Source organism: Amphritea balenae (assembly GCF_003858655.1).
Lineage (GTDB): Bacteria > Pseudomonadota > Gammaproteobacteria > Pseudomonadales > Balneatricaceae > Amphritea > Amphritea balenae.
Window position 1 is genome coordinate 12,500 of record NZ_RQXV01000016.1, and the last position, 20,933, is coordinate 33,432.

The 20,933-nt window shown below is 47.6% G+C and carries 17 protein-coding genes; 9 read left to right on the top strand and 8 right to left on the bottom strand.

The genetic code is table 11. From position 1 onward, the window contains the following. The first annotated feature begins 347 nt into the window (after positions 1–347). The 4 genes from EHS89_RS19930 to EHS89_RS19945 all read left to right on the top strand — a co-directional run bounded on the left by EHS89_RS19930 (position 348) and on the right by EHS89_RS19945 (position 5,177). Positions 348–1,922 (top strand): ABC transporter ATP-binding protein, encoded by a 1,575-nt coding sequence (locus EHS89_RS19930; protein WP_124927934.1) that lies wholly within the window; start codon positions 348–350, stop codon positions 1,920–1,922. Next, entirely contained in the window at positions 1,919–3,019 is a 1,101-nt protein-coding gene (locus EHS89_RS19935; RefSeq protein WP_170167557.1) for an ABC transporter permease, read from the top strand. The genes EHS89_RS19930 and EHS89_RS19935 overlap by 4 nt, the downstream gene beginning before the upstream one ends. Then, positions 3,016–3,948, top strand: a complete 933-nt coding sequence (locus EHS89_RS19940; RefSeq protein WP_229753539.1) for an ABC transporter permease — start codon at positions 3,016–3,018, stop codon at positions 3,946–3,948. Before EHS89_RS19935 ends, EHS89_RS19940 begins: the two co-directional genes overlap by 4 nt. 152 nt (positions 3,949–4,100) lie before the next feature. After that, the gene (locus tag EHS89_RS19945) at positions 4,101–5,177 is read left to right on the top strand and encodes a BMP family ABC transporter substrate-binding protein (protein ID WP_124927935.1); all 1,077 of its coding nucleotides are present in this window, start codon (positions 4,101–4,103) and stop codon (positions 5,175–5,177) included. A gap of 75 nt (positions 5,178–5,252) precedes the next feature. Here EHS89_RS19945 and EHS89_RS19950 read toward each other — a convergent pair whose 3' ends face one another. The 4 genes from EHS89_RS19950 to pdxB all read right to left on the bottom strand — a co-directional run bounded on the left by EHS89_RS19950 (position 5,253) and on the right by pdxB (position 8,702). After that, positions 5,253–5,504 (bottom strand): hypothetical protein, encoded by a 252-nt coding sequence (locus EHS89_RS19950; RefSeq protein ID WP_124927936.1) that lies wholly within the window; start codon positions 5,502–5,504, stop codon positions 5,253–5,255. An 87-nt stretch (positions 5,505–5,591) separates the two neighbouring features. Then, the gene (locus tag EHS89_RS19955) at positions 5,592–6,704 is read right to left on the bottom strand and encodes an ATP-NAD kinase family protein (protein WP_124927937.1); all 1,113 of its coding nucleotides are present in this window, start codon (positions 6,702–6,704) and stop codon (positions 5,592–5,594) included. Beyond that, positions 6,705–7,427: a flagellar brake protein gene (locus EHS89_RS19960; RefSeq protein ID WP_124927938.1), complete on the bottom strand. Its 723-nt coding sequence runs from the start codon at positions 7,425–7,427 to the stop codon at positions 6,705–6,707. A gap of 132 nt (positions 7,428–7,559) precedes the next feature. Further along, entirely contained in the window at positions 7,560–8,702 is a 1,143-nt protein-coding gene (gene pdxB / locus EHS89_RS19965) for a 4-phosphoerythronate dehydrogenase PdxB (protein WP_124927939.1), read from the bottom strand. Positions 8,703–8,808: 106 nt separating this feature from the next. Here pdxB and EHS89_RS19970 point away from each other — a divergent pair, with 106 nt between their 5' ends. After that, on the top strand, positions 8,809–9,057 hold the full coding sequence (locus tag EHS89_RS19970) for a hypothetical protein (protein ID WP_124927940.1): 249 nt from the start codon (positions 8,809–8,811) through the stop codon (positions 9,055–9,057). A gap of 186 nt (positions 9,058–9,243) precedes the next feature. After that, a complete protein-coding gene (gene trpB, locus EHS89_RS19975) occupies positions 9,244–10,446 on the top strand; it encodes a tryptophan synthase subunit beta (RefSeq protein WP_124927941.1) in 1,203 nt (400 codons plus the stop codon). A 69-nt stretch (positions 10,447–10,515) separates the two neighbouring features. Here trpB and hpaD read toward each other — a convergent pair whose 3' ends face one another. Then, positions 10,516–11,403 (bottom strand): 3,4-dihydroxyphenylacetate 2,3-dioxygenase, encoded by an 888-nt coding sequence (gene hpaD, locus EHS89_RS19980; protein WP_124927942.1) that lies wholly within the window; start codon positions 11,401–11,403, stop codon positions 10,516–10,518. A 190-nt stretch (positions 11,404–11,593) separates the two neighbouring features. After that, positions 11,594–12,649: an AraC family transcriptional regulator gene (locus EHS89_RS19985; protein ID WP_124927943.1), complete on the bottom strand. Its 1,056-nt coding sequence runs from the start codon at positions 12,647–12,649 to the stop codon at positions 11,594–11,596. A 321-nt stretch (positions 12,650–12,970) separates the two neighbouring features. On the opposite strand from EHS89_RS19985, the gene EHS89_RS19990 reads away from it, so the two are divergent. Both EHS89_RS19990 and EHS89_RS19995 read left to right on the top strand, forming a co-directional pair. Next, positions 12,971–16,501 carry a putative bifunctional diguanylate cyclase/phosphodiesterase gene (locus tag EHS89_RS19990; protein WP_124927944.1) on the top strand — a complete coding sequence of 1,177 codons (3,531 nt, stop codon included), beginning with the start codon at positions 12,971–12,973 and terminating at the stop codon, positions 16,499–16,501. Positions 16,502–16,594: 93 nt separating this feature from the next. Next, the gene (locus EHS89_RS19995; RefSeq protein ID WP_124927945.1) at positions 16,595–17,065 is read left to right on the top strand and encodes a nucleoside triphosphate pyrophosphohydrolase family protein; all 471 of its coding nucleotides are present in this window, start codon (positions 16,595–16,597) and stop codon (positions 17,063–17,065) included. Between the two features lie 94 nt (positions 17,066–17,159). Here EHS89_RS19995 and EHS89_RS20000 read toward each other — a convergent pair whose 3' ends face one another. After that, positions 17,160–19,157, bottom strand: coding sequence for a DNA topoisomerase III (locus tag EHS89_RS20000; protein ID WP_124927946.1), 1,998 nt, complete (start codon positions 19,155–19,157; stop codon positions 17,160–17,162). Positions 19,158–19,282: 125 nt separating this feature from the next. After that, complete coding sequence (locus tag EHS89_RS20005) at positions 19,283–19,651, bottom strand: glutathione S-transferase N-terminal domain-containing protein (RefSeq protein WP_124927947.1); 369 nt, start codon at positions 19,649–19,651, stop codon at positions 19,283–19,285. A 603-nt stretch (positions 19,652–20,254) separates the two neighbouring features. On the opposite strand from EHS89_RS20005, the gene EHS89_RS20010 reads away from it, so the two are divergent. Beyond that, positions 20,255–20,857 (top strand): TIGR04211 family SH3 domain-containing protein, encoded by a 603-nt coding sequence (locus EHS89_RS20010; protein WP_124927948.1) that lies wholly within the window; start codon positions 20,255–20,257, stop codon positions 20,855–20,857. Positions 20,858–20,933 lie beyond the last annotated feature (76 nt).

Here is a 20,933-nt window from a genome sequence, read left to right on the forward strand (position 1 = left end):
TGCAAGGCTTCCGTTGTACTGTTCGATCACCCCGAACAGCACCAAGCACTTTTACCGGGCTCTGCCCGGTTTTTTTATATTTGAAAGACAAACTTAACAGCACGCAGAGCACGAGCTACAAACACAAAAAACAGCTTAATTTCAATAATAACGGGGCTTTATTCCATATAAAGACAGAGAAAACTTGACCTCTAGGTTCAGTTTTCTGTAAGTTTTAACAACGCTCAATTATAAAAACAACTTAGCGTGTCTTTCTTGAGGCTTATCAGGTATCTTCCGTCTGTTTTGGATTTAAGATGTCTCTTCTGCCAAACAGAAGGTCAGCGCCATAAATGGCGGGAGTGTTAATGAAGAATAATTTCGACGATCAGGAAATAGGCCAGCCTCGCCTGTTACTTCAGTCTGTCACTAAAGAATTTCCAGGCTGCCTGGCAAATGATTCTGTCGATCTGAGGATAGAGCCCGGAGAGATTCACGCCCTGCTGGGTGAGAATGGCGCGGGTAAAAGTACTCTGGTTAAAATGATTTACGGTATCCTGAAGCCCGATTCCGGCACCATGATCTGGGAAGGAAATAAAGTTCAGGTTGCCAATCCGGCCCATGCCAGAGATCTGGGTATCGGTATGGTATTTCAACATTTCTCCCTGTTTGAAGCGCTGACGGTTAAAGAGAATATCGCCCTGGGGATGACCAATCCCCCCGCGATGGATCAACTTGAACAACAAATTCTCGAAGTTGAAACCCGTTATGGCCTGCCACTGGACCCTAACCGCGCCGTTCACAGCCTGTCGGTTGGTGAAAAACAACGCATCGAAATTGTCCGCTGCCTACTCCAGGACCCGAGCCTGCTAATCATGGATGAACCGACTTCGGTTCTGACACCTCAGGAAGCCGAAACGCTGTTCGTTACCCTGCGTCAGCTGTCCGAAGAAGGTTGTTCAATACTTTATATCAGCCACAAACTGGACGAAGTTCGTCAACTCTGCCAATCAGCGACGATCCTGCGCCACGGCTGTAATGTTGGCAACTGTATCCCTGCCAATGAAACACCTGCCAGCATGGCAGCATTGATGATAGGTGAAGAGTTTGAAGTCGCCCAACGCGGCGAACACCCTGAAGCTGGCCCGGTCACCCTGGAAATCAGGTCCCTTAGTCGTAAATCGGAACAAAGTTTCGGGATAGACCTTCACGATATCAACCTCGAAGTTCACAGTGGTGAATTGATGGGTATCGCTGGTGTTGCGGGTAATGGTCAGGCTGAACTGCTGGAACTGCTCAGCGGTGAAGTATTAAGCGCCGCGGATGAGATTCTTATCGGTGGCGAATCGATCGGCCACCGCGGTTCGACTAAGCGACGGCAACAAGGTCTCTGCTTTGTTCCTGAAGAACGACTGGGACATGGATCGGTTCCAGACATGTCACTGAACGATAATTCACTATTAAGTGGTTTTGTCAGCCAGCCATTTCTGAACAAGGGTTTTATTGCCACAGAAACCGTTCGTAAATTTACCCGACAGGTTATCGATCTGTTTGATGTTCGCTGCCCTGGTCAGGATGCTCTTGCCGGAAGCCTTTCCGGCGGTAATCTACAGAAATTTATCGTCGGCCGTGAAATATTACAGCAACCAAAGGTATTGGTTGTCGCTCAACCCACCTGGGGCGTTGATGCCGGCGCTGCAGCACTGATACACCGCGCCCTGTTACAGCTGGCTGCCGAAGGCGCAGCCGTATTGGTCGTCTCTCAGGATCTGGATGAACTACTTACCATCAGTCATCGTATTGCGGCTATTTGTGGCGGCAGTATGTCTGAGTCTTACGATATTAATGAGGTCAGCGCTGAAGATGTTGGCCTGTTAATGACCGGTGTTAGCTTAGATAAATCCAGTACCAAACCTGGCCCGGCACAAGGAGCCCTACAATGAGTTTTTCTCTGGTTGCCAGACCACAACCTTCTAAGTTGATGGTTTACCTGTCTCCTTTGCTGGCGCTGATATTAACCCTTTTCAGTGGGTTCCTGATGTTCAGCCTGATGGGAATCGACGGACTGGATGCACTGTACGCCTTCTTTATTTTACCTATTAGTGACAGCTATGGTTTTAGTGAGCTGTTAGTTAAGGCAATACCTTTAATATTGATCGGAGTGGGCCTCTCCATCGGTTTCAAAGCCAACGTCTGGAATATCGGTGCCGAAGGGCAACTGGTTATGGGTGCAGTAGCCGCCGGGGGCGTTGCTCTCTTCGCCTATGAAAGCGAAAGCATCTGGGTTTTGCCCGCCATGATGATTGCAGGAATACTGGGAGGCATGGCCTGGGGCGCCGTACCAGCCTGGTTAAAAACCCGCTTCAATGCTAACGAAATTCTCACCAGCCTGATGCTGACCTATGTGGCAGGATTATTTCTGAGTTTTCTGGTGCATGGTCCCTGGCGCGATCCTGAAGGCTTTAACTTCCCTGAATCACGACTGTTCAGTGAATCCGCTCTGCTACCCATCATTCTGGAAGATACCCGCCTGCACATTGGGATGATTATCGCCTTACTGGTGGTTGCAACTATCTGGATCTTACTCAGCAAAACGTTGATCGGCTTTCAGGTTAAAGTCGTAGGTTCAGCTCCCAGGGCAGCCCGCTTTGCCGGCTTTAAAGAGAAAGGCCTGATCTGGTTTAGTCTGTTACTGGGTGGTGGTCTGGCTGGACTGGCTGGCATGATTGAAGTATCCGGACCTATCGGACAATTAGTGCCGCAGGTTTCACCGGGCTATGGCTTTACCGCCATTATCGTCGCCTTTGTCGGCCGGCTACACCCATTGGGTGTCACTATCGCGGGTCTTTTACTGGCTCTGTCTTATCTTGGCGGTGAAACCCTGCAGATCGAAATGGGACTACCTCAGGCAGTGACCGGCGTATTTCAGGGGATGTTACTGTTCTTTCTGCTGGCCTGTGATGTATTAATCAAATTCCGTATCAATATGACTCAGAAAGCCTCTAAAACAGAATCAGTGAAACAGGAGGCCAGCGCATGAGTGATTCTATGACTATCCTGTTGGCGGCCAGCCTGACTATTATCGGCGCCGCTACGCCTCTGCTATTTGCGGCATTGGGTGAACTAATCACTGAACGCTCAGGTGTATTGAATCTGGGTGTAGAAGGGATGATGCTGATCGGTGCTGTCTCCGCCTTCGCTGGTGCACTGATCACCGGCAATACTTATATCGGCGTATTATGCGGCGCTTTTGCCGGCATGCTGATGGCGTTGTTGCATGGTTATCTCACCCTGACTCTGATGACCAATCAGGTTGCTACCGGATTATCTATCACCATTTTCGGGGTCGGACTGAGCGCGCTTATCGGCCTGGAATTCGTCGGGGTTACCGTTGAACCTCTGTCTAACCTGCCCGTGCCATTACTGTCAGAGATACCTTTCTTCGGTACTTTGCTGTTTGATCATAACTTACTGGTCTACCTCTCAGTGGCGCTGGTATTCGGTCTGAGTTTCTTTATCTTTAAAACCCGGGGCGGTCTGATATTACGCGCAGTAGGCGACTCACCGGAGTCCAGCCATGCACTGGGCTATCCGGTTATTAAAATTCGTTATATGGCGCTGATGTTTGGCGGCCTGATGGCCGGCCTGGGTGGCGCATATCTGTCGCTTATTTATACTCCTATGTGGTCAGAAAATATGACCGCTGGCCGGGGCTGGGTTGCTTTAGCACTTGTGGTATTTGCTACCTGGAAGCCCTGGCGGGTTCTGCTCGGCGCTTATATGTTTGGCGGGGTAACTATACTGCAACTTCATGGGCAGGGATTCGGGCTGGATATACCCTCACAATTCCTATCGATGCTACCTTATCTGGCAACCATTCTGGTATTGGTTCTGATCTCACGGGATCGATTGAAACTGCGTGAAAATTCACCAGCATCACTGGGACGAACATTCAGACCTACCGCCTGATCAAACAATAAAGACTAAAGGCTCGCCGGTTCATTTGTCACCGGCGGCCGTGACTAATAATATTAGTGCTGGAAAATTACAAATTATTATCGGGATCAGCCCGTAAAGCTGCTCCTAGATGGCAACAGGAAGAAGACCTTCAGGAGAAACCTATGAAGCATCCGTTTAAGAAGATTGTCGGCATAGCTGCAACAGTGGCAGGTTTGGCTATTGCCGGACAGTCAATGGCTGAAACCAAAGTTGGCTTTGTTTATGTTGGCCCAGTGGGTGACCACGGCTGGACATATCGCCATGACATTGGTCGTCAGGCTATTGAAGATAAATTTGGCGATCAGGTAAAAACCACCTACGTCGAAAGCGTCAAGGAAGGCCCGGATGCAGAACGCGTAGTTCGGAAAATGGCCGCCAGTGGACATGACCTGATCTTTACAACGTCTTTTGGCTTCATGAACCCAACCCTTAAAGTTGCCAAAAAATTCCCTAAGGTAAAGTTTGAACACGCCACCGGTTATAAGCGCGTTAAAAACATGAGTACCTTTGCTGGCCGCTTTTACGAAGGTCGTTATGTTGTAGGTACTGCTGCCGGCCATATGACCAAGTCTAATATCATCGGTTATGTTGCGTCATTCCCAATCCCGGAAGTTGTACGTGGCATCAACGCAGTGGCTCGTTCCGCTCGCGCCGTTAACCCTGATGCAACCGTTAAAGTTGTCTGGGTGAACTCCTGGTACGATCCGGGCAAAGAAGCGGATGCGGCTAAGACTCTGATCGATCAGGGTGCTGATATCATCCTGCAACATACCGATAGCCCTGCGCCTCTTCAGGTAGCAGAGCAACGTGGTGTATGGGGTGTTGGCCAGGCATCAGATATGTCCAGCTATGCGCCTAACAACCAGTTGACAGCAATTATCGATAACTGGGATCAATACTACATTGAGCGTACTCAGGCAGTGATTGATGGTAACTGGAAGTCAGGTGATACCTGGGGCGGTATTAAGTCCGGTATGGTTGAGATGGCACCATGGAACGATGCGGTCCCTGCTGACGTAGTCGCTGCAGCTGAAAAAGTTCAGAAAGCGATTGTGGATGGATCTTTACACCCATTCCAGGGCCCGGTTATCAACCAGAACGGTGAACAGGTTATCCCTGCCGGTGAAGTACTTGATGATGGTGCTCTGTCAGGCATGAATTACTACGTTCAAGGCGTTGAAGGTAGTCTGCCTAAGTAACAACATTATTAAATGAAAAAACCGCCTTCTGGCGGTTTTTTATTATCCGGTCAGACTTAGTCACACCACAAAGCATTAACCCGCTTCATCCAGCAAAGAGAAAGAGATAAAGGTTGTAAATAATGCGGTGGTAATAATGAATGCTGGCACAGGGATCAGCAGCATCAACAGCCCGCTACCGCACCACAATAGAGTCACCAGCTGCTTTCGGGCACGATAAGCCCCGGTAAATTTGCGTCGATAGAAATGAGCCCGGTCGGGCTCACGATTCTGCATCCAGTCGGGCAATATCAGCCGGACTAAAAATTTTAACAGCTCAAATCCCATTACTGCCTCCCTCTTCCTTTCAGAATAACAGAGTATGGGATTTTTGCCGGATTGTACGAGGGGTATTTTAAGCCTTATTCAGACCTGTCAGTAATCAGCGATCCGATACAATATTGAGTCACGGTAGCCGGTATTTACTCGAATAAGACCGGACAACTTATGATTAAGTTCTGCATCTCCGCTATCAACAATCAGTGGCCGCCCTTCTAGCTCTTGAATTTTGCTCTTAGTAGCAACAACAATAATATTGTCACGGCCGATACGCCTTAACAGCTCGACACTCAACTGTTGATTCCCCCGCCCGATAATATGACCCTGACCTCCGATAACGGTAATTACTAACCGGGTCTCATAGCCCGAGGTCATTTCAAGCAACTGCTGTGCTGTCAGATCCTGACCTATCAGCTCACCGTTCTCAATCAGATCCACGCCTAAGAGTGTGTTTTCCAGTCCTAAAGAGTCCATCAGAGCCTGCACAGTTGAACCTGAGCCCATAATGTAGCGTACATCATCTTCCATAGATTCATTGAAGTCAGCGGCTATATCATCAAGTACAATCTCTTCTACTTCCTTACCACCTTCTTTGGTATGTTGTAGAAAGCGTGGTTCTTGCGGTACCAATAACTCGCCATAGTATTTTGCCCGCACCCGACCTTCGCGAAAGGCCACTTCGTCAATATCCCTGACCTCCTGATCACCCAGGGTTACTAACTCCCCTCTAACCAGCATGGCGACAATTTCGCCCGCCGCCTTTGGCGTAATGGCATAAACTCCGGAGTGAATTTTAACGCCGGCAGGAATGCCCAGCACCGGAACGCTGTCACTGATAGCGTGACATATATTACGCGCAGTACCATCGCCCCCCGCGAAGAGAATAAGATCGATACCCTCTTCTACCATCTGGCATGCAGCAGCCTCAGTATCTTTAGCACTGGTATTACCGGGATTGATTGAACCGATAACAACAGGTTCAAAGCCAGCCTCTCGGGCAACGTTTTCGCCCATCTCTCCCGGATAGGTGGTCAACTTAAGATCCAGGCCCCGAAGCGCATCCAGTGCAAGTAACGTTCTCAGGTTTGCTTTCGGTTCAGCCCCCATATCCAGTGCTTTACGGGCAATCTCTTCGCCATCGCTGCCTTTCAAGCCTACACTGCCACCGACGCCCGCCAGGGGATTCACGATTAAACCCAATCGAAACATCTATAACTCCTGTCCATTCTGATCGAGATTACCGGTCTCAACCAGAAACTGCTGATATACAAAGGCAGCTATAATCAATCGACTATCTTCATCCAGATCGACAAACTTTACCCCGTGGTTATATAAGCTACCTGAATCTACTGAACTGGTATGTACATTACGCAGTTCAACCGGTGCCAGTAATACCTGATCGATATCACCGATCTGAACCCGGGTAGTCAGATAGAACTTGTCCCCCACTTCACCCAAAGAGCGCGGCAGTTGCAGACAGGCGCCCCCCAGACTTATATCTATACATAGTGCACTGACCGGCAGATCCTGCCGCTCACTCATTTCATCATGATCATCAACCGAGCTCATTAAGCCAACGGGTACCCGGGTATGTTCTCTGATGCGCTGTTCATTAATCTGTTTTGGATATTCTAGTACCCAGTAGCCGAACGGCTGATCATACTGTTTCAGTATTTTACTGGTGAAACTACAGATCCGGTTACCACTAACCATGCGCAGATTAGCCAGATTACCCTCATTTATCAAAGATGAAACGTTGCTGTTAGCAGAAGGCGCGCTAATCATCACACCACCGTTGACAGAATAGCCCAATAACTTAGCCGTAAACCTGCCCCGGGGAGACCTGATCTCTACCCGTACCGGCTCGCCTATCTGCAACCTTAGTTCCGAGAGTTTTTTACTCTGTTCAAGCAAATCTTCCTGCACTGCCATTAAATCAGCATCCGTTCCTGAGTTTTCTGTTAAGCCCTGTTACCGGCTAACTAATTATCTAACAAAGCCGCTTATCTAACAAAGCCGCATATTTATCAAACCCGCTTATCTAAGCAAGTGCAATTTCGAAGATCAATCGCAGATGAAACCCGCAGCGACCAATTGACCTTTTAAATCAGACGCTAACTTAGCACCCGAAAACCCGGCGGCGGCAAATTCTCGCCGAACAGGATACTGCTTACGTAACTGGTCAAAGCGCTCAGGCTGCATTGCAGCATCATCAAGCGAACTCATAAAGCGAGCATGATCATCGGCCGGATCATAGATCATATGGATAATATCGGTCAGATCTTCCTTGCCGGTCAGCTTAACAACCGGCTGTACAATTTCGCTAAGACACTGCTTAAAATCCACATCGGGAACCAGCCCCCGGTGTTCGCAAAATGCGTTATAAAGCATCCATGTACCCCGAATCTTACCATCCAGACTATAGCCGGCAATGTGGGGAGTACCAATTCTTACCCGCTCTGCCAGTTCGCTTCCAACACGGGGCTCGTCTTCCCAGACATCAAGTAGCAAGGTGACATCTTCACGGATTAAGTGCCAATTGAGTAACGCTGTATTATCAATGACCGGCCCCCGCCCTGCATTCAGTAACACCGCCCCCTGCTTTACCAATGGCAAATTGTCCTGGTTCAGAAGATGGTGGCTGGGATACTTTCCATCTTTTACCAATGGTGTATGCAAACAGATGATATCTGCTTCTTTCAACAATTGATCCAATGGCACCATGCCTTCTGTTCCGGCACTTTGCCGGGGTGGATCATTCAGCAGTAGCTTAACGCCTAACCGTTCTAAGCGGCGCTGTAAACGACGGCCAACATTGCCGACACCAACAATACCTACCACTTTATCCAACAGATCAAAGCCCTGTTCACGGGCAACCAGCAACAAATTACTCAGCACATACTCTGCCACCGCATCGGCATTACAGCCCGGCGCACTACTAAAACCAATACCCTGCTCGTGTAACCAGTGCTGATCGATATGATCGGTGCCTATTGTTGCGGTACCTACAAAGCTGACCGGCGTGCCTTCAAGTAACGCCCGGTCGACCTTAGTTACCGAGCGAACCAATAGAATATCCGCCTCTTTAAGATCACTTTTTTTCATTGATCTACCCGGAATTCGGGTGATCTTACCGAAACAATCGAACAGGGATTCCAGCGCGGGAATATTCTCATCAGCGACGATGTTCAGACCTGATAAATTCAAACAACTCTCCAAAGAAAAAAATCAGTGGTTATGGGGCGAAACGCCGATTATAATTGCCCGCCTCGTGCTTTGATATCACCCCAGACAAATTAATTGTGGTACTTTTTTGATCATTCGTTGGCGTAAACATCAGGACTATTTCATAGTCCGACTCTATCAGGACCTGATGGGTGACTGGGTGTTAACAGAGTCATGGGGTAATTCTGTGCGCGACAGCGGTGCATTCAATCATACGGTGTTTCATTGCTATCACGAAGCCCGCAATAGATTACGTGAAATCAGTAAACAGCAGAAGTCGCTTGGCTTCAAAAAAACCGTTTCAAAAGAGCACCAGATCGAGCTGGACTTTGGCTAAAGAACCTTTGAACAAGTGCTAAATACAGTTCCCGATCAATATTCTTAAAATAAATCCTTCCGATAGTTGGCAACCGCCTCCTACAGCGATATATTTCTCTCTTTACTATACAAAATGCAGCGTCTGAACGCTGTTCGCAGTATCACTTAAAGGTTACTGCCGATATAACAAGATAAGAGAGGTCCCATGAGTAAGTTTGATTTTGCGCCAATGCCTGACAAAGAAGGATTTTTTGGTAGCTACGGCGGTCAGATCATCCCCCCTGAACTGAAAAAAGTGATGGATGATATCGATCAGGCTTACGAAGAGATCCGTCAGACTGAAGAATTTCAGAATGAACTAATGAGCCTGTTCCAGGACTACGTTGGTCGTCCAAGCCCTATTTACCATGCCAAACGCCTGAGTGAACAGCTGGGTGGTGCACAGATCTTCCTGAAACGTGAAGACCTGAACCACACCGGTGCGCATAAGATCAATCACTGTCTGGGTGAAGCGCTACTGGCCAAATTCATGGGTAAAAAGAAAGTTCTGGCTGAAACCGGTGCAGGACAGCACGGTGTTGCACTGGCGACTGCCTGCGCTTTAGTCGGTATCCCTTGTGAAATCCATATGGGTCAGGTGGATATCGAGAAAGAACACCCTAACGTTACTAAGATGAAGATTCTGGGCTGTAAGCTGGTCCCGGTTACCCGCGGCACCGCCACTCTAAAAGATGCTGTCGACAGTGCGTTTGAAGAGTATCTGAAGAATCCAGAAGAATATATTTATGCCATTGGCTCTGTTGTGGGCCCACATCCATTCCCGAAAATGGTACGTGACTTCCAGAGCATCATCGGCCGTGAAGCCCGTCAGCAGTTTAATGAAAAATTCGCCAAGAACCCTGATGTCATTACCGCTTGTGTCGGCGGTGGTTCTAACGCAATGGGGCTGTTCACCGCATTCCTGAACGATGACGATGTTAAAATCGTCGGAGTTGAGCCTGCAGGTAAAGGTCTGGATACACCGGATCACTCTGCAACTATGACCCTGGGTAAGCCAAGCCAGATCCACGGAATGAAGTGCTACGTACTGGAAACTGATGATGGCGAGCCGATGCCGGTTCACTCTATCGCATCCGGCCTGGACTACCCTGGCGTAGGCCCACAGCACTGCTACCTGAAAGACATTGACCGTGTTGAGTACGAAACAGCAACCGATGAAGAATGTCTGAACGCCTTTATGACCCTGTCTCGGGTTGAAGGTATTATCCCGGCACTGGAAAGTGCCCATGCCGTTGCCTGGGCGATGCGTGTTGCGCCAACGATGGGTAAAGATCAGCAAATCCTGATCAACCTGTCCGGCCGTGGTGATAAAGACGCTGATTACGTGGCAGAGAAACTGGGTCTGTAATTAGTTCATTTGAATACAGAATAGAAAAAGGGGCTTGAAGCCCCTTTTTTATTACCTGTTTAACTCTTACTAAACCGGGTGAACATCCTGTTGCGATTTCGCATTAGTAGAGACCGGGAATAGCACATTACACTGACCGGTACCGGAACTTGGGAAGTACTCGGTCATCATTTCGCCCTGGCCTTCATATTTGTCCCAACCCAACAGACCGAACAGCATAGCGGTATCATGCATGCCACCTTCACCAGCGCAGTCCTCTGCATATTTCGGCATGATCTCAAGGAAGTCCTTAATACGGCCCTGCTTCCACATATCCAATACCATCAGATCAGTTTGCTGATTCAATGGACGGCTGATCTTGAACAGATAATCACCCACATCTTTGTTCGGTGGTATACGGTGTGACAGAGAACCGCTGGCCAGAAAGGCAACTTTCTTACCCGACTTTCTCACCGCTTCAAGAATAGACTCACCAACAATTTTTGATTCTTCCAGTTCTGCGTCATACATCCAGCCAGCAACTGAAATAATTTTAATATCCGTACCTATGCCCATATAACGCAGTGGAACCAGGGTGCCATACTGAACTTCTAAAGTGTCCACTTCATGATGACAAAGCGTTGTCACACCGTTTTTAGTGGCTGTATCAGCGATCAGCTGGCCTAACTCCGGATCCCCAACATAGTTGTATTCCATATTATTCAGGAAGTGTGGAAACTCAGTACTGGTAAACAGGCCCGACATATCCGGCTTGGCATTAATATGATAACCGGCATTAACCAGCCAGTGAGTATCCGCCACAACGATAGTGTCGACTTCACGCTCACGACACAGATCGCCAATGCGTTTAAGACCTTCGATCGCCTCTTTGCGAATCCCGTTAAGCGGCCCTTCCTGCTCAGAAATAAACATAGAGGGAACATGCGTCACTTTCGCTGCCAGAACAACTTCACCCATAACAAACCTCACTTATTATTGTTAACTTGTTAATCAATATAGTGTCAGTATACGGGCGATTTGTTATCTGTCTTTGCCATTTAAAGCAAAGCTTTTACCATTTAAACCAAGGGGAAAACATCTATCAATCAGATCAGGACTAAGCCTGAAACCCGGCACTTAAACAAAACACTGAAATTAAGCACTTAAGCTAAGCGCTGAAACGTCGTCGAAACACTGTAGGACTCTCACCAGTCCAGCGCTTAAAAGCTCTGTTCAGATGCGCTGGATCTGAAAAACCCAGCGAGTAAGCTATCTCTGTAATCGTTTGGCGGGAATACTGCAAATACTGGCGAGCCAGCTCCTCACGTATCTGATCGCGAATTTTCTGTAAAGTAGTGCCATTCAATGTCAGTTGATACTGTAGCGTTCTGGCAACCATATTTAATTCGTCAGCCACATCATCAAGGGTTGTAAGACCTAAAGGCATAAGATTAATCAGCGTATTACGAACCTGACTACAGAGGTCATTCATCTGAAAGCGCTCCAGATACTCCTCAACAAGCTTATCGTTCTGCTCAGCCAGCATTCGGTTTCCGGTATGTAGCGCCTGATCAAGTTGGTTTGAATCTAATACCAAACAGTTTTCCGAGCTACCAAAACTAACCGGACAGTTAAAGTAGTCTTGCCATAGCTGAGGCTCTTCGGGTGTATCACGGGTAAAACTGACACTAACCGGGGAAAAGCCGTCTCCAGACATTTCCCGAAACATCTTCACCACGGCTCCGAGAAAGTAATCAACGCCTTCCGGAGTCACTAAAGCCACACTCTCAGCTTGCTTAATCTGCATGGTAAAACTATCGTAATCCCGGACCTCTGCAGGCTGAAGAGATAACCGGCAACCATCATTCAGCAATACCTCAAAGCGGACCATTCTCTGAAGCGCGTCCCTCAGGCTACTACTGGCCCAAAGCGAAAAACCAAGTGCATGAAAAGTCGTCGGACAGACATAACTGGCAACCTGAAGCCCTATATTCTCCTGACCGGTTTCAGCCAACGCGATCGCCCATAACCTTCGGGTATGGTCTGAGCTGAACCTGACATCGATATCATTTTTCTGAGACAGGTCCACCCCTGCCGCTTTAAGCAACCGGTCTCCATCGTAACCTAATGCATTAAGCGCCCGACCAACCGCAACAGACCAGCCACCGACAACCGTGGAGGATTGTTTGCTGGTTATACTGGACTGCTTATCCGTTTCTATCATATGTCCCGATGATACTTTTCTATTAATGATCCGTTTTTTAACCGTTCTTCAGCTTAGCAACAACCTTGATGCCACTGGCGATTTCAGACAGACATCATAAGGGCTAACCCTGATAAAGCTTATGACCTGCAACACAGTCAATAGAGATAATTTACACATTATATAATTCACCTCTATCCGGTGATAGATTGACGATATATGCTGCCCAAACTGGTTAATTACGTGCCACATGCCTTTTTTTGATTTCTATAATTCAATGTAAAACTTACAAAGATTTTCAAAGCCCCAGCAGTTAGAGGCGCTTAGAAAAAGGATTTTACTTTGAGCCTGCAATTCCTGAAAAGCATTCGCGGTAAGCTAATCAGCATCTTTATTCTGATAAAGATGGTTCCACTCATTGCGCTTGCCCTGTTTGCCTGGCATGCGGCTGTTCGCCTAAGCGAGGAAGTTACCGATCGCTCAGCAGCCATGGCTGATAATATGCTGGAAACTATTCAGGAGGTTGGCGACTCAGTAATAGAAGACAGCACCAATGCCCTGGATGACCGGTCCAGGGAATCCATAGAACGTCTTACCACTGACACTGCCCGGGCTATTGCTAATTTTCTCTATCAAAGGGATCAGGATATCCTGCTTGCCGCTCAGATCAGCAAAGATGAAAAAACCTTTGAAACCTTCATGGGTAACCGAACCCGAAGCCTCTATAAACATGGCGACTGGCAGCTTGCTGAAAATAAAACCTATTGGATGCCGGTTACTGAGCTAAAGACAAAAACGATAGCGGCTGAAACCTCTGAGCTAAAAGATAATGCCCGTAGCTTTCACTATCGACCTAAGGAACAGTACGGTATATGGAGCAACAAACAGCTCTATCGGGAAATGACACTCATCGGTCTGGATGGCAAAGAGCTGATCAAAGTCAGTGATCAGCCGGAGTCCCGGTTACAAGATATCACCAAGCCGATAAATACTTTCGCCAAAGCAGAAACATACTGGCCCGAACTTCAACAGTTGAAAGCCGGCGAGATCTATATTTCTGAGGTGATAGGCACTTACGTGGGTAGCCAAATAATCGGCCCCTACATTCCGGAAAGAACAGACGCCGCAGGCCTTCCTTTTAAACCCGAAGATTCTGCCTATGCAGGAACTGAAAACCCGTTAGGTAAACGCTTCGAAGGGATCATTCGCTGGGCTACCCCGCTGGTAAAAGATGGCGAAATCACCGGTTATATCACGCTGGCTCTGAATCACGATCATATTCGTCAATTCACAGACCGGATCATCCCCACCTCCCAACGCTATACACCTATAGCTGACGCCAGCCAGGGCAATTATGCCTTTATGTGGGATTACAAAAACCGGGCTATATCACACCCCAGAGACTATTTTATCCATGGCTATAACAACCAGACCGGACTGCCTGAAACGCCCTGGATGGATAACACCTTGTATCAGCAATGGCAGGCATCAGGCCAACCTTCCCATGAATTCCTGGCCGGCATACCTGAATTTGACCAGCCCTCTCTGGAAAAAAAACCAGCCATACAGCTTATCCATCAGGGCACCATCGCACTTGATTGTCGCTACCTCAACTTTTCGCCTCAGTGCCAGGGCTGGGACCAGCTAACCCGCAACGGCGGTTCAGGCTCTTTTAAAATCTATTTCAGCGGTCTGTGGAAATTAACTACTGCTGCAACCATACCTTACTATACTGGCCGTTATGGCAAGTCTGATAAAGGCTTTGGCTTCGTCACTATCGGCGCAAATATCGATGAATTCCATCAGGCTGCTGTTGATTCGAATTATAGAATTTCAGGTATTATAACTAGCCAGATTAACGAATACATGAAGCTTCAGGATGCTTTAACCCGGGAAATTAAGCGACAATTGAAGCAATCTACCGGCGGACTTATCGCGTCGACCCTGATACTGATGCTTATTGTGATCGCCATTGCTATCTGGATGGCCAATGCCCTTACCCGTCGCATCACCTCAATCAATGATGGCCTGCAAAAATTCCACAACGGCGAATATGAGAAGCGGTTAGAAGTTAGTAGTCAGGATGAGATGGGGCGTCTGGCAGGATCATTCAACAGCATGGCTGATAATGTCTCCAATGCCATTACAAACCTACGCCATGAAGTTAGGGTAAGACGAGAAAATGAAGAGCAGTTGCGTATCGCAGCGGTTGCCTTTGAAACTCAGGAAGGCATGTGTATTACCGATGCCGATAATATCATTCTCAGTGTCAATCAGGCGTTCTCTGAGATTACCGGATACAGCGAAACAGAAGCCATAGGCAAAACGCCAAGATTACTCCGTTCAGGCCAACACACTGATACATTCTATGCAGAGATCCGTCATCAGGTCAGGGCTACAGGGCAATGGCAAGGAGAGATACTTAGCAAACGCAAAAATGGAGAAGTATTCCCCGAGTGGTTAACCATCACCCAGGTGACCAATGAAGAAGGCGTCGTTACCCACTACGTCAGAGCTCTGACCGATATAAGCGAACGTAAAGCCTCTGAAGAGTTCATAAAAGAACTCGCCTACTATGACCCTCTGACCAAGCTGCCTAATCGCCAGATGTTATCGGAACGGCTTGAAACCGCAATTATGCAAACGGATCGGAATAAGAAAGAAGGCGCCCTGCTCTTTATTGACCTTGATAACTTTAAAACCCTGAATGATACTGCCGGACACCATCATGGCGATCTGTTACTACAACAAGTTGCAGATCGTATCTCCGAGCAGATCCGTAAAACAGACACCGTCGCCCGCTTTGGTGGAGACGAGTTCGTTATTATGTTGTCCGATCTGGATTCAAATCGTGACCGGGCAGTGTTCCAGATTCAAAGAATTACCAAGAAAATAATCGATCAACTGAATAAGCCTTATCTGTTTATCGGCTTTCAGCATCGTATAACGGTTAGTGTGGGTATCACCCTGTTTTCAGATGCTGAGCATAAGAGTATTGATCAGCTACTTCAAAGGGCTGATCTGGCGATGTATCAGGCTAAATCGAATGGCCGCAATGCGGTCTGTTTCTTTGATCCGGAAATGCAGGCCGCCGCGAATATACGCGCCGAACTTGAAACGGATCTTCACCGGGCAATACAGTTCAATCAATTTGAACTGTACTATCAACCACAGGTAAACCAGCAGGGCCATATACTGGGAGTTGAAGCGCTTATTCGCTGGCATCATCCAGAAAAAGGCCTGATCTCACCGTTAGATTTTATTCCCATCGCAGAAGAAACAGGTCAGATTCAGGCGATCGGGCTCTGGGTAATTGAACAGGCCTGCTTCCAGCTGAAACAGTGGCAGGACAAAATCGACAGTACATTCAGCATCTCGGTTAATGTCAGCAGTAAACAATACCAGAACGATAGCTTTGTTAATGACGTTGTAGAGATCATCCAGGGGTTAGCTATCGACCCTAAACAGCTGAAGATGGAACTGACTGAATCCGTGCTTTCTGACAATGTAGATACCATCATCGAAAAGATGTGGCAGCTACAGGAACTGGGCATAGGCTTCGCGCTGGATGATTTCGGCACCGGTTTTTCTTCCCTCAGCTATTTGAAGAAACTGCCTCTCAACTATCTGAAAATAGATAAATCATTTGTTCAGGATCTGCATCACAACACCAGTGATGCCGCCATAGCTAAAACAATAGTGGGCTTATCTCAAAGCATGAATATTGATGTTATTGCTGAAGGGGTAGAAACTGAGCTCCAGTTAAAGTTGCTTAACAGCTATGGGTGCAACATTTATCAGGGCTATTTGTTCAGCAAACCCGTACCCGCTGAAGATATCCAGTTTACAGTTTCTGAATTGCTACAGGATTAATCCGATCTGGCCGGGTTTAACGCTTGCAGCGTGGGCTAAAGAAGATCATTATATCTTCCTCTTTTTCAACCTGAATAGTTTAAGCGAATAATCATGAGTAACTTCACAGACGTTTCATACCTAAATACAGTATTCGGCAACCTACAGGGCAATACTGATAATCCAGAATGGGATAAAGCAGGCAAGCAGCTCCACCTGATTCAGGAAGAACTGGCTGAACTGGTTGAAGGCATTGATAAACGTGACATGTCAGAAGTTCGCGATGCGGTAGCAGATATTCTGGTAGTCACTTATGGTATGGCGCATATCCTTGGCATCGATGCTGATAAAGATATGTCTGCGGTTCAGGCAAGCAATCTGTCAAAGCTTTGCAAAACTGAAGATGAAGTAGAGCAAACACTGAACTATTACCGTGAAGAAGTTGGACTGAATGTCTATCGCGGCGGAGAACTGCCGGAAGCCTTTATTAAGTCCGGCGAAGATCAGACCGGTAAAGACGGTAAGTTTTATCCACAACACAAATTTCTGAAGTGCGTTAACTGGCACGAACCTAAGCTTGGCTAAGCTACATACAGCGTACAAGTACCTATAAAAACGGCGCCGATGAGCGCCGTTTTTGATTCTGATTTTTAATAACAAACCTCACTGACACAAAGCACTACCCGGCCCGGCTCTTTGCTCCCGTACGGGCCTGTTTCTTTTTAGCTGAGCCTGCCTTGCCTGAAGTTGCTTTACCTGAACCTGCTTTACCGGTTCGGCTTTTACGGTATTTTCCTGCTCCCGCTTTACGCCTGCCCGCAGGTGGCGACATCGCTTTTAACGATGCAGGAATTATGACCCTGCCGGACTGATCAATTAACTCTTTCAAACGTTCGGTAAGCGGCCCCATAAAGCTGTTGTAACTACTCTCTTTCTGGCTGACCTGAGTCAGTATCGACTCCCATAAAGCGGTCATATCCGGTGTGGATGCGCTCTCAGGTAAACAGTCTATTAACGCTGTACCGACCCCGGTTGCACGTATCGCTTTACCTTCCCGTCGTAAAAAGCCCCGGGTAAAGAGCAACTCAATTATTCCCGCCCGTGTCGCTTCCGTACCCAGACCATCGGTTTCGCGCAAAACTTTTCGAATCTCGGGATCAGTGACATAGCGGGCTATACCGGTCATCGCAGCCAATAAGGTTGCATCGGTAAAGTGCTTAGGCGGTTGAGTCTGTTTCTCTTCCAGAATGCCTTTAACACAGAGCAATGATTGCCCCTGATTTAGCTCCGGCAGCGTAGAGTTCTTTTCACTCTTGGAGTTAAGAAGTTGCTTCCAGCCCATCTCAATCGTTTGATGAGCTGAGGCAATAAACAGCCCCCCGCCGATCTCAATTTTTGCTTTGGTATCATAATACTCATAAGCCAGCATAAACTGCGCAAGGTAATACCGACTGATCAGATCATATAACTTGCGTTCATCTGCACTCAAACGGCTAACCGCCGTGGTTCGCGTGGTAGGGATAATGGCATGGTGGGCGGTTACTTTTTTATCATTCCAGGCGCTACTGCGACGTTTATGGTCAAGCCCATCTTTAAACTGCTGCAGGGATTCAATATTTGATAAAACCGAACTCATCACCTCATCTGCCTGCGAGAAATGCTGCTCAGGTAGATAGCGACAATCTGATCGAGGATAGGTGATAAGTTTGTGCCTTTCATACAGAGACTGACAGCAATCCAAAACCTGCTTGGCGCTCAGACCAAACTTCTTTGCTGCTTCTATCTGTAGCGATGACAAGTTAAAAGGCAGCGGCGCTTTTTGACGCTTTTTCTTCTGTTCAAGGTCAACAACACGGGCCTGCTGCCCCTGTATACGCGAGACCACATTTTCTGCCAGTTTACGAACCAGCACCCTACCCTCGTCATCCTGATAGGGCCGGCAATTCTCACTCGGCTGCCATTTAGCGCTAAAACATTCGCCTTTATCCGTTTCCAGCTGCGCCTGCACTTCATAGAAGGGCTTAGAGATAAACTCAGCAATCGCTTTGTCTCTTTGAACGACCAGCCCTAGCAAAGGAGTCTGTACCCGGCCAACCGACAACACACCGTTATAACCTGCCTGACGCCCCTTAATGGTATAGGCCCGGGTCATATTCATACCATACAGCCAGTCGGCCCGCGAACGCGCAAGCGCCGATATAGATAACGGTATAAATTCACTATTGCTTTTGAGGTTCAACAACGATTTTTTAACCGCTGCAGGGTTAAGGTCACTCACTAACAATCGTTGAGCGTTACGCTTTTTTGTTTCGCTGGCACCCAGATAGTTAATCACCTCATCCACCAGCAACTGCCCTTCACGGTCGGGATCTCCGGCATGAATCAGTTGATCAGACTGTTTGATCAGCTTTCTAAGTACCGTTAACTGGCTGCGGGTCTTACTGCGGGGCTTAAGCTTCCACTCATCGGGAATAATAGGCAGGTGTTCAAAACGCCAGGACTTAAAGTCAGGGTTGTAGGCATCCGGATCGACCTGTTCCAGCAGATGCCCAAGGCACCAGCTGACACAATCACCGTTTGCCAGCTCTATATAGCCCTCTCTCTTGCGGTGAGGCTTAGGCAGAACATCGGCAATTGCCCGCGCCAGACTAGGCTTCTCAGCTATATATAAATTCATCGATCAGACTAACGCAACTTAACTGGTTATTTATACAGCTAAACTATATTAAGCCGAACAGGAACGCCAGCATCAGGCAAAAAAAAGCAGCTTATAAGCTGCTTTTTAATAATACTTAACTCATTTCAGGCCTGAACATAGGTTTGTTCAAGATAATGAATAATGTCTGATGACTCATACATCCAACGTACTTCGCCGTCGGCATCGTCAATTCGCAAACAAGGTACTTTCACCCGGCCTCCGCCTTGTAACAGCTCGTCGCGGTGCAGCTCAACTTTCTTTGCATCCCGCAACTCAATATTCAGACCGTTGCGACGCATTGAGCGACGAACCTTGACACAAAATGGACAAGCTTCGAATTGGTACAGTGATAAATTTGCAGTACGCAAATCCAACTGACGCTGCACATCGGCTTCCCGCTTAACCGGGCGCGGACTAAACACAGCATTTAATAACAGAATAATCCGTCCAAGAAACCATCGGATAAAAGCCACAATTACTCTCCTCTGCTAAAATCAATCGAATGGCGCGGGAGTATAGCATCATTAGGGCAGGATATTTCCCTGCAAAATAAGGGGATATAAAAATAAATGAAATCGACCAACAAGTTCCTGAATCAAGCCCCTTAGTCTGCCTCTGGCTACAGAAAATAACGACTAATTCTAAAAAAGGCCGACAATGGCTACAAACTTTGATTCTCCGATACGAAATACGTACTATACCGCACTGAACTAATATACCTGATGCAGGTCTATCCTGTTCGGCTTTGCCTGAAAACTATTTTCAGTTTTATGGGGGGGGAAAGCTAAGGAACCTTCGCATAAGTTCGAGACGCCTCTGGCTATCAGAGCAATACGATATCAAGGCGGTGATTATAGGCATGCTGGTTGCCTGTCGAAAATTGCCAACGTAGAGATCGCATTGCTCTGAAAGCCCCGTAGGGCGAACGATAAAAAGCCTTCTGCATTGTCAGGTAGCTTGGAAAGGACCCGTCATTCCACTACGCTACCTTTCGCGCATAAGGACTGTTTTATCGTCCGCAGAGAAAGTTCCGAACGTATTCGCAGGTTCTCAACATATAATCACACAGGAACAACATGAACCCGTTAACGTTACTCCCTTCCAGATTTTTGATCTGTGTTATCGCCACTTTATCTCTGCTGACTGGCATGTCACAACAGGCCGTAGCTGCAAACTACATCAGTGATGACGTCTACACTTTTTACCACGGCGGCCCAAGTGATCAGTACCGCATCAGCGGACGAATTCGAAGCGGTACCCCCGTTACCGTATTAAGTCGTGACGAGAAAACTAAGTATATACAGATCAAAACGCCGAGTGGCAGAACCGGCTGGATAAGCGCAGATAAAGTCTCTTCAGGCACCAGTATGGCAACTCGCTTTCCTAAGCTACAAGAACTGATCAAAGTAAATGATGCCAAGCTGTCACAGCAGGAGGAAGCGATCTCCTCCCTTAAACAGCAAAGTGGTAGCCTGGGCCAGGAAAACAATAACTATGCTCAGCAGATTTCCACGCTGGAAGAGGAGATTGTCAGCCTTAACCGTAAAATTAACGGTATGGATGAAAGCAATCTGATGCGCTGGTTTACCTACGGTGGCCTGGTCGCTTTCGGCGGACTCATACTGGGTCTGATGATCCCTTATCTGCCGAAGCGTCGTAAACGTCATGATACCTGGTAACAGATAGAAAGCCGGGCTGATTAGTCCTGACAATAAAAAAGGGTGGCTATAAGCCACCCTTTTTTGTTACCTGTTT

Coding starts and splice junctions, on each gene's coding strand:
- EHS89_RS19930 (WP_124927934.1), top strand. CDS start 348: ATGAAGAATAATTTCGACGATCAGGAAATAGGCCAGCCTCGCCTGTTA.
- EHS89_RS19935 (WP_170167557.1), top strand. CDS start 1,919: ATGAGTTTTTCTCTGGTTGCCAGACCACAACCTTCTAAGTTGATGGTT.
- EHS89_RS19940 (WP_229753539.1), top strand. CDS start 3,016: ATGAGTGATTCTATGACTATCCTGTTGGCGGCCAGCCTGACTATTATC.
- EHS89_RS19945 (WP_124927935.1), top strand. CDS start 4,101: ATGAAGCATCCGTTTAAGAAGATTGTCGGCATAGCTGCAACAGTGGCA.
- EHS89_RS19950 (WP_124927936.1), bottom strand. CDS start 5,504: ATGGGATTTGAGCTGTTAAAATTTTTAGTCCGGCTGATATTGCCCGAC.
- EHS89_RS19955 (WP_124927937.1), bottom strand. CDS start 6,704: ATGTTTCGATTGGGTTTAATCGTGAATCCCCTGGCGGGCGTCGGTGGC.
- EHS89_RS19960 (WP_124927938.1), bottom strand. CDS start 7,427: ATGGCAGTGCAGGAAGATTTGCTTGAACAGAGTAAAAAACTCTCGGAA.
- trpB (WP_124927941.1), top strand. CDS start 9,244: ATGAGTAAGTTTGATTTTGCGCCAATGCCTGACAAAGAAGGATTTTTT.
- hpaD (WP_124927942.1), bottom strand. CDS start 11,403: ATGGGTGAAGTTGTTCTGGCAGCGAAAGTGACGCATGTTCCCTCTATG.
- EHS89_RS19985 (WP_124927943.1), bottom strand. CDS start 12,649: ATGATAGAAACGGATAAGCAGTCCAGTATAACCAGCAAACAATCCTCC.
- EHS89_RS19995 (WP_124927945.1), top strand. CDS start 16,595: ATGAGTAACTTCACAGACGTTTCATACCTAAATACAGTATTCGGCAAC.
- EHS89_RS20000 (WP_124927946.1), bottom strand. CDS start 19,157: ATGAATTTATATATAGCTGAGAAGCCTAGTCTGGCGCGGGCAATTGCC.
- EHS89_RS20010 (WP_124927948.1), top strand. CDS start 20,255: ATGAACCCGTTAACGTTACTCCCTTCCAGATTTTTGATCTGTGTTATC.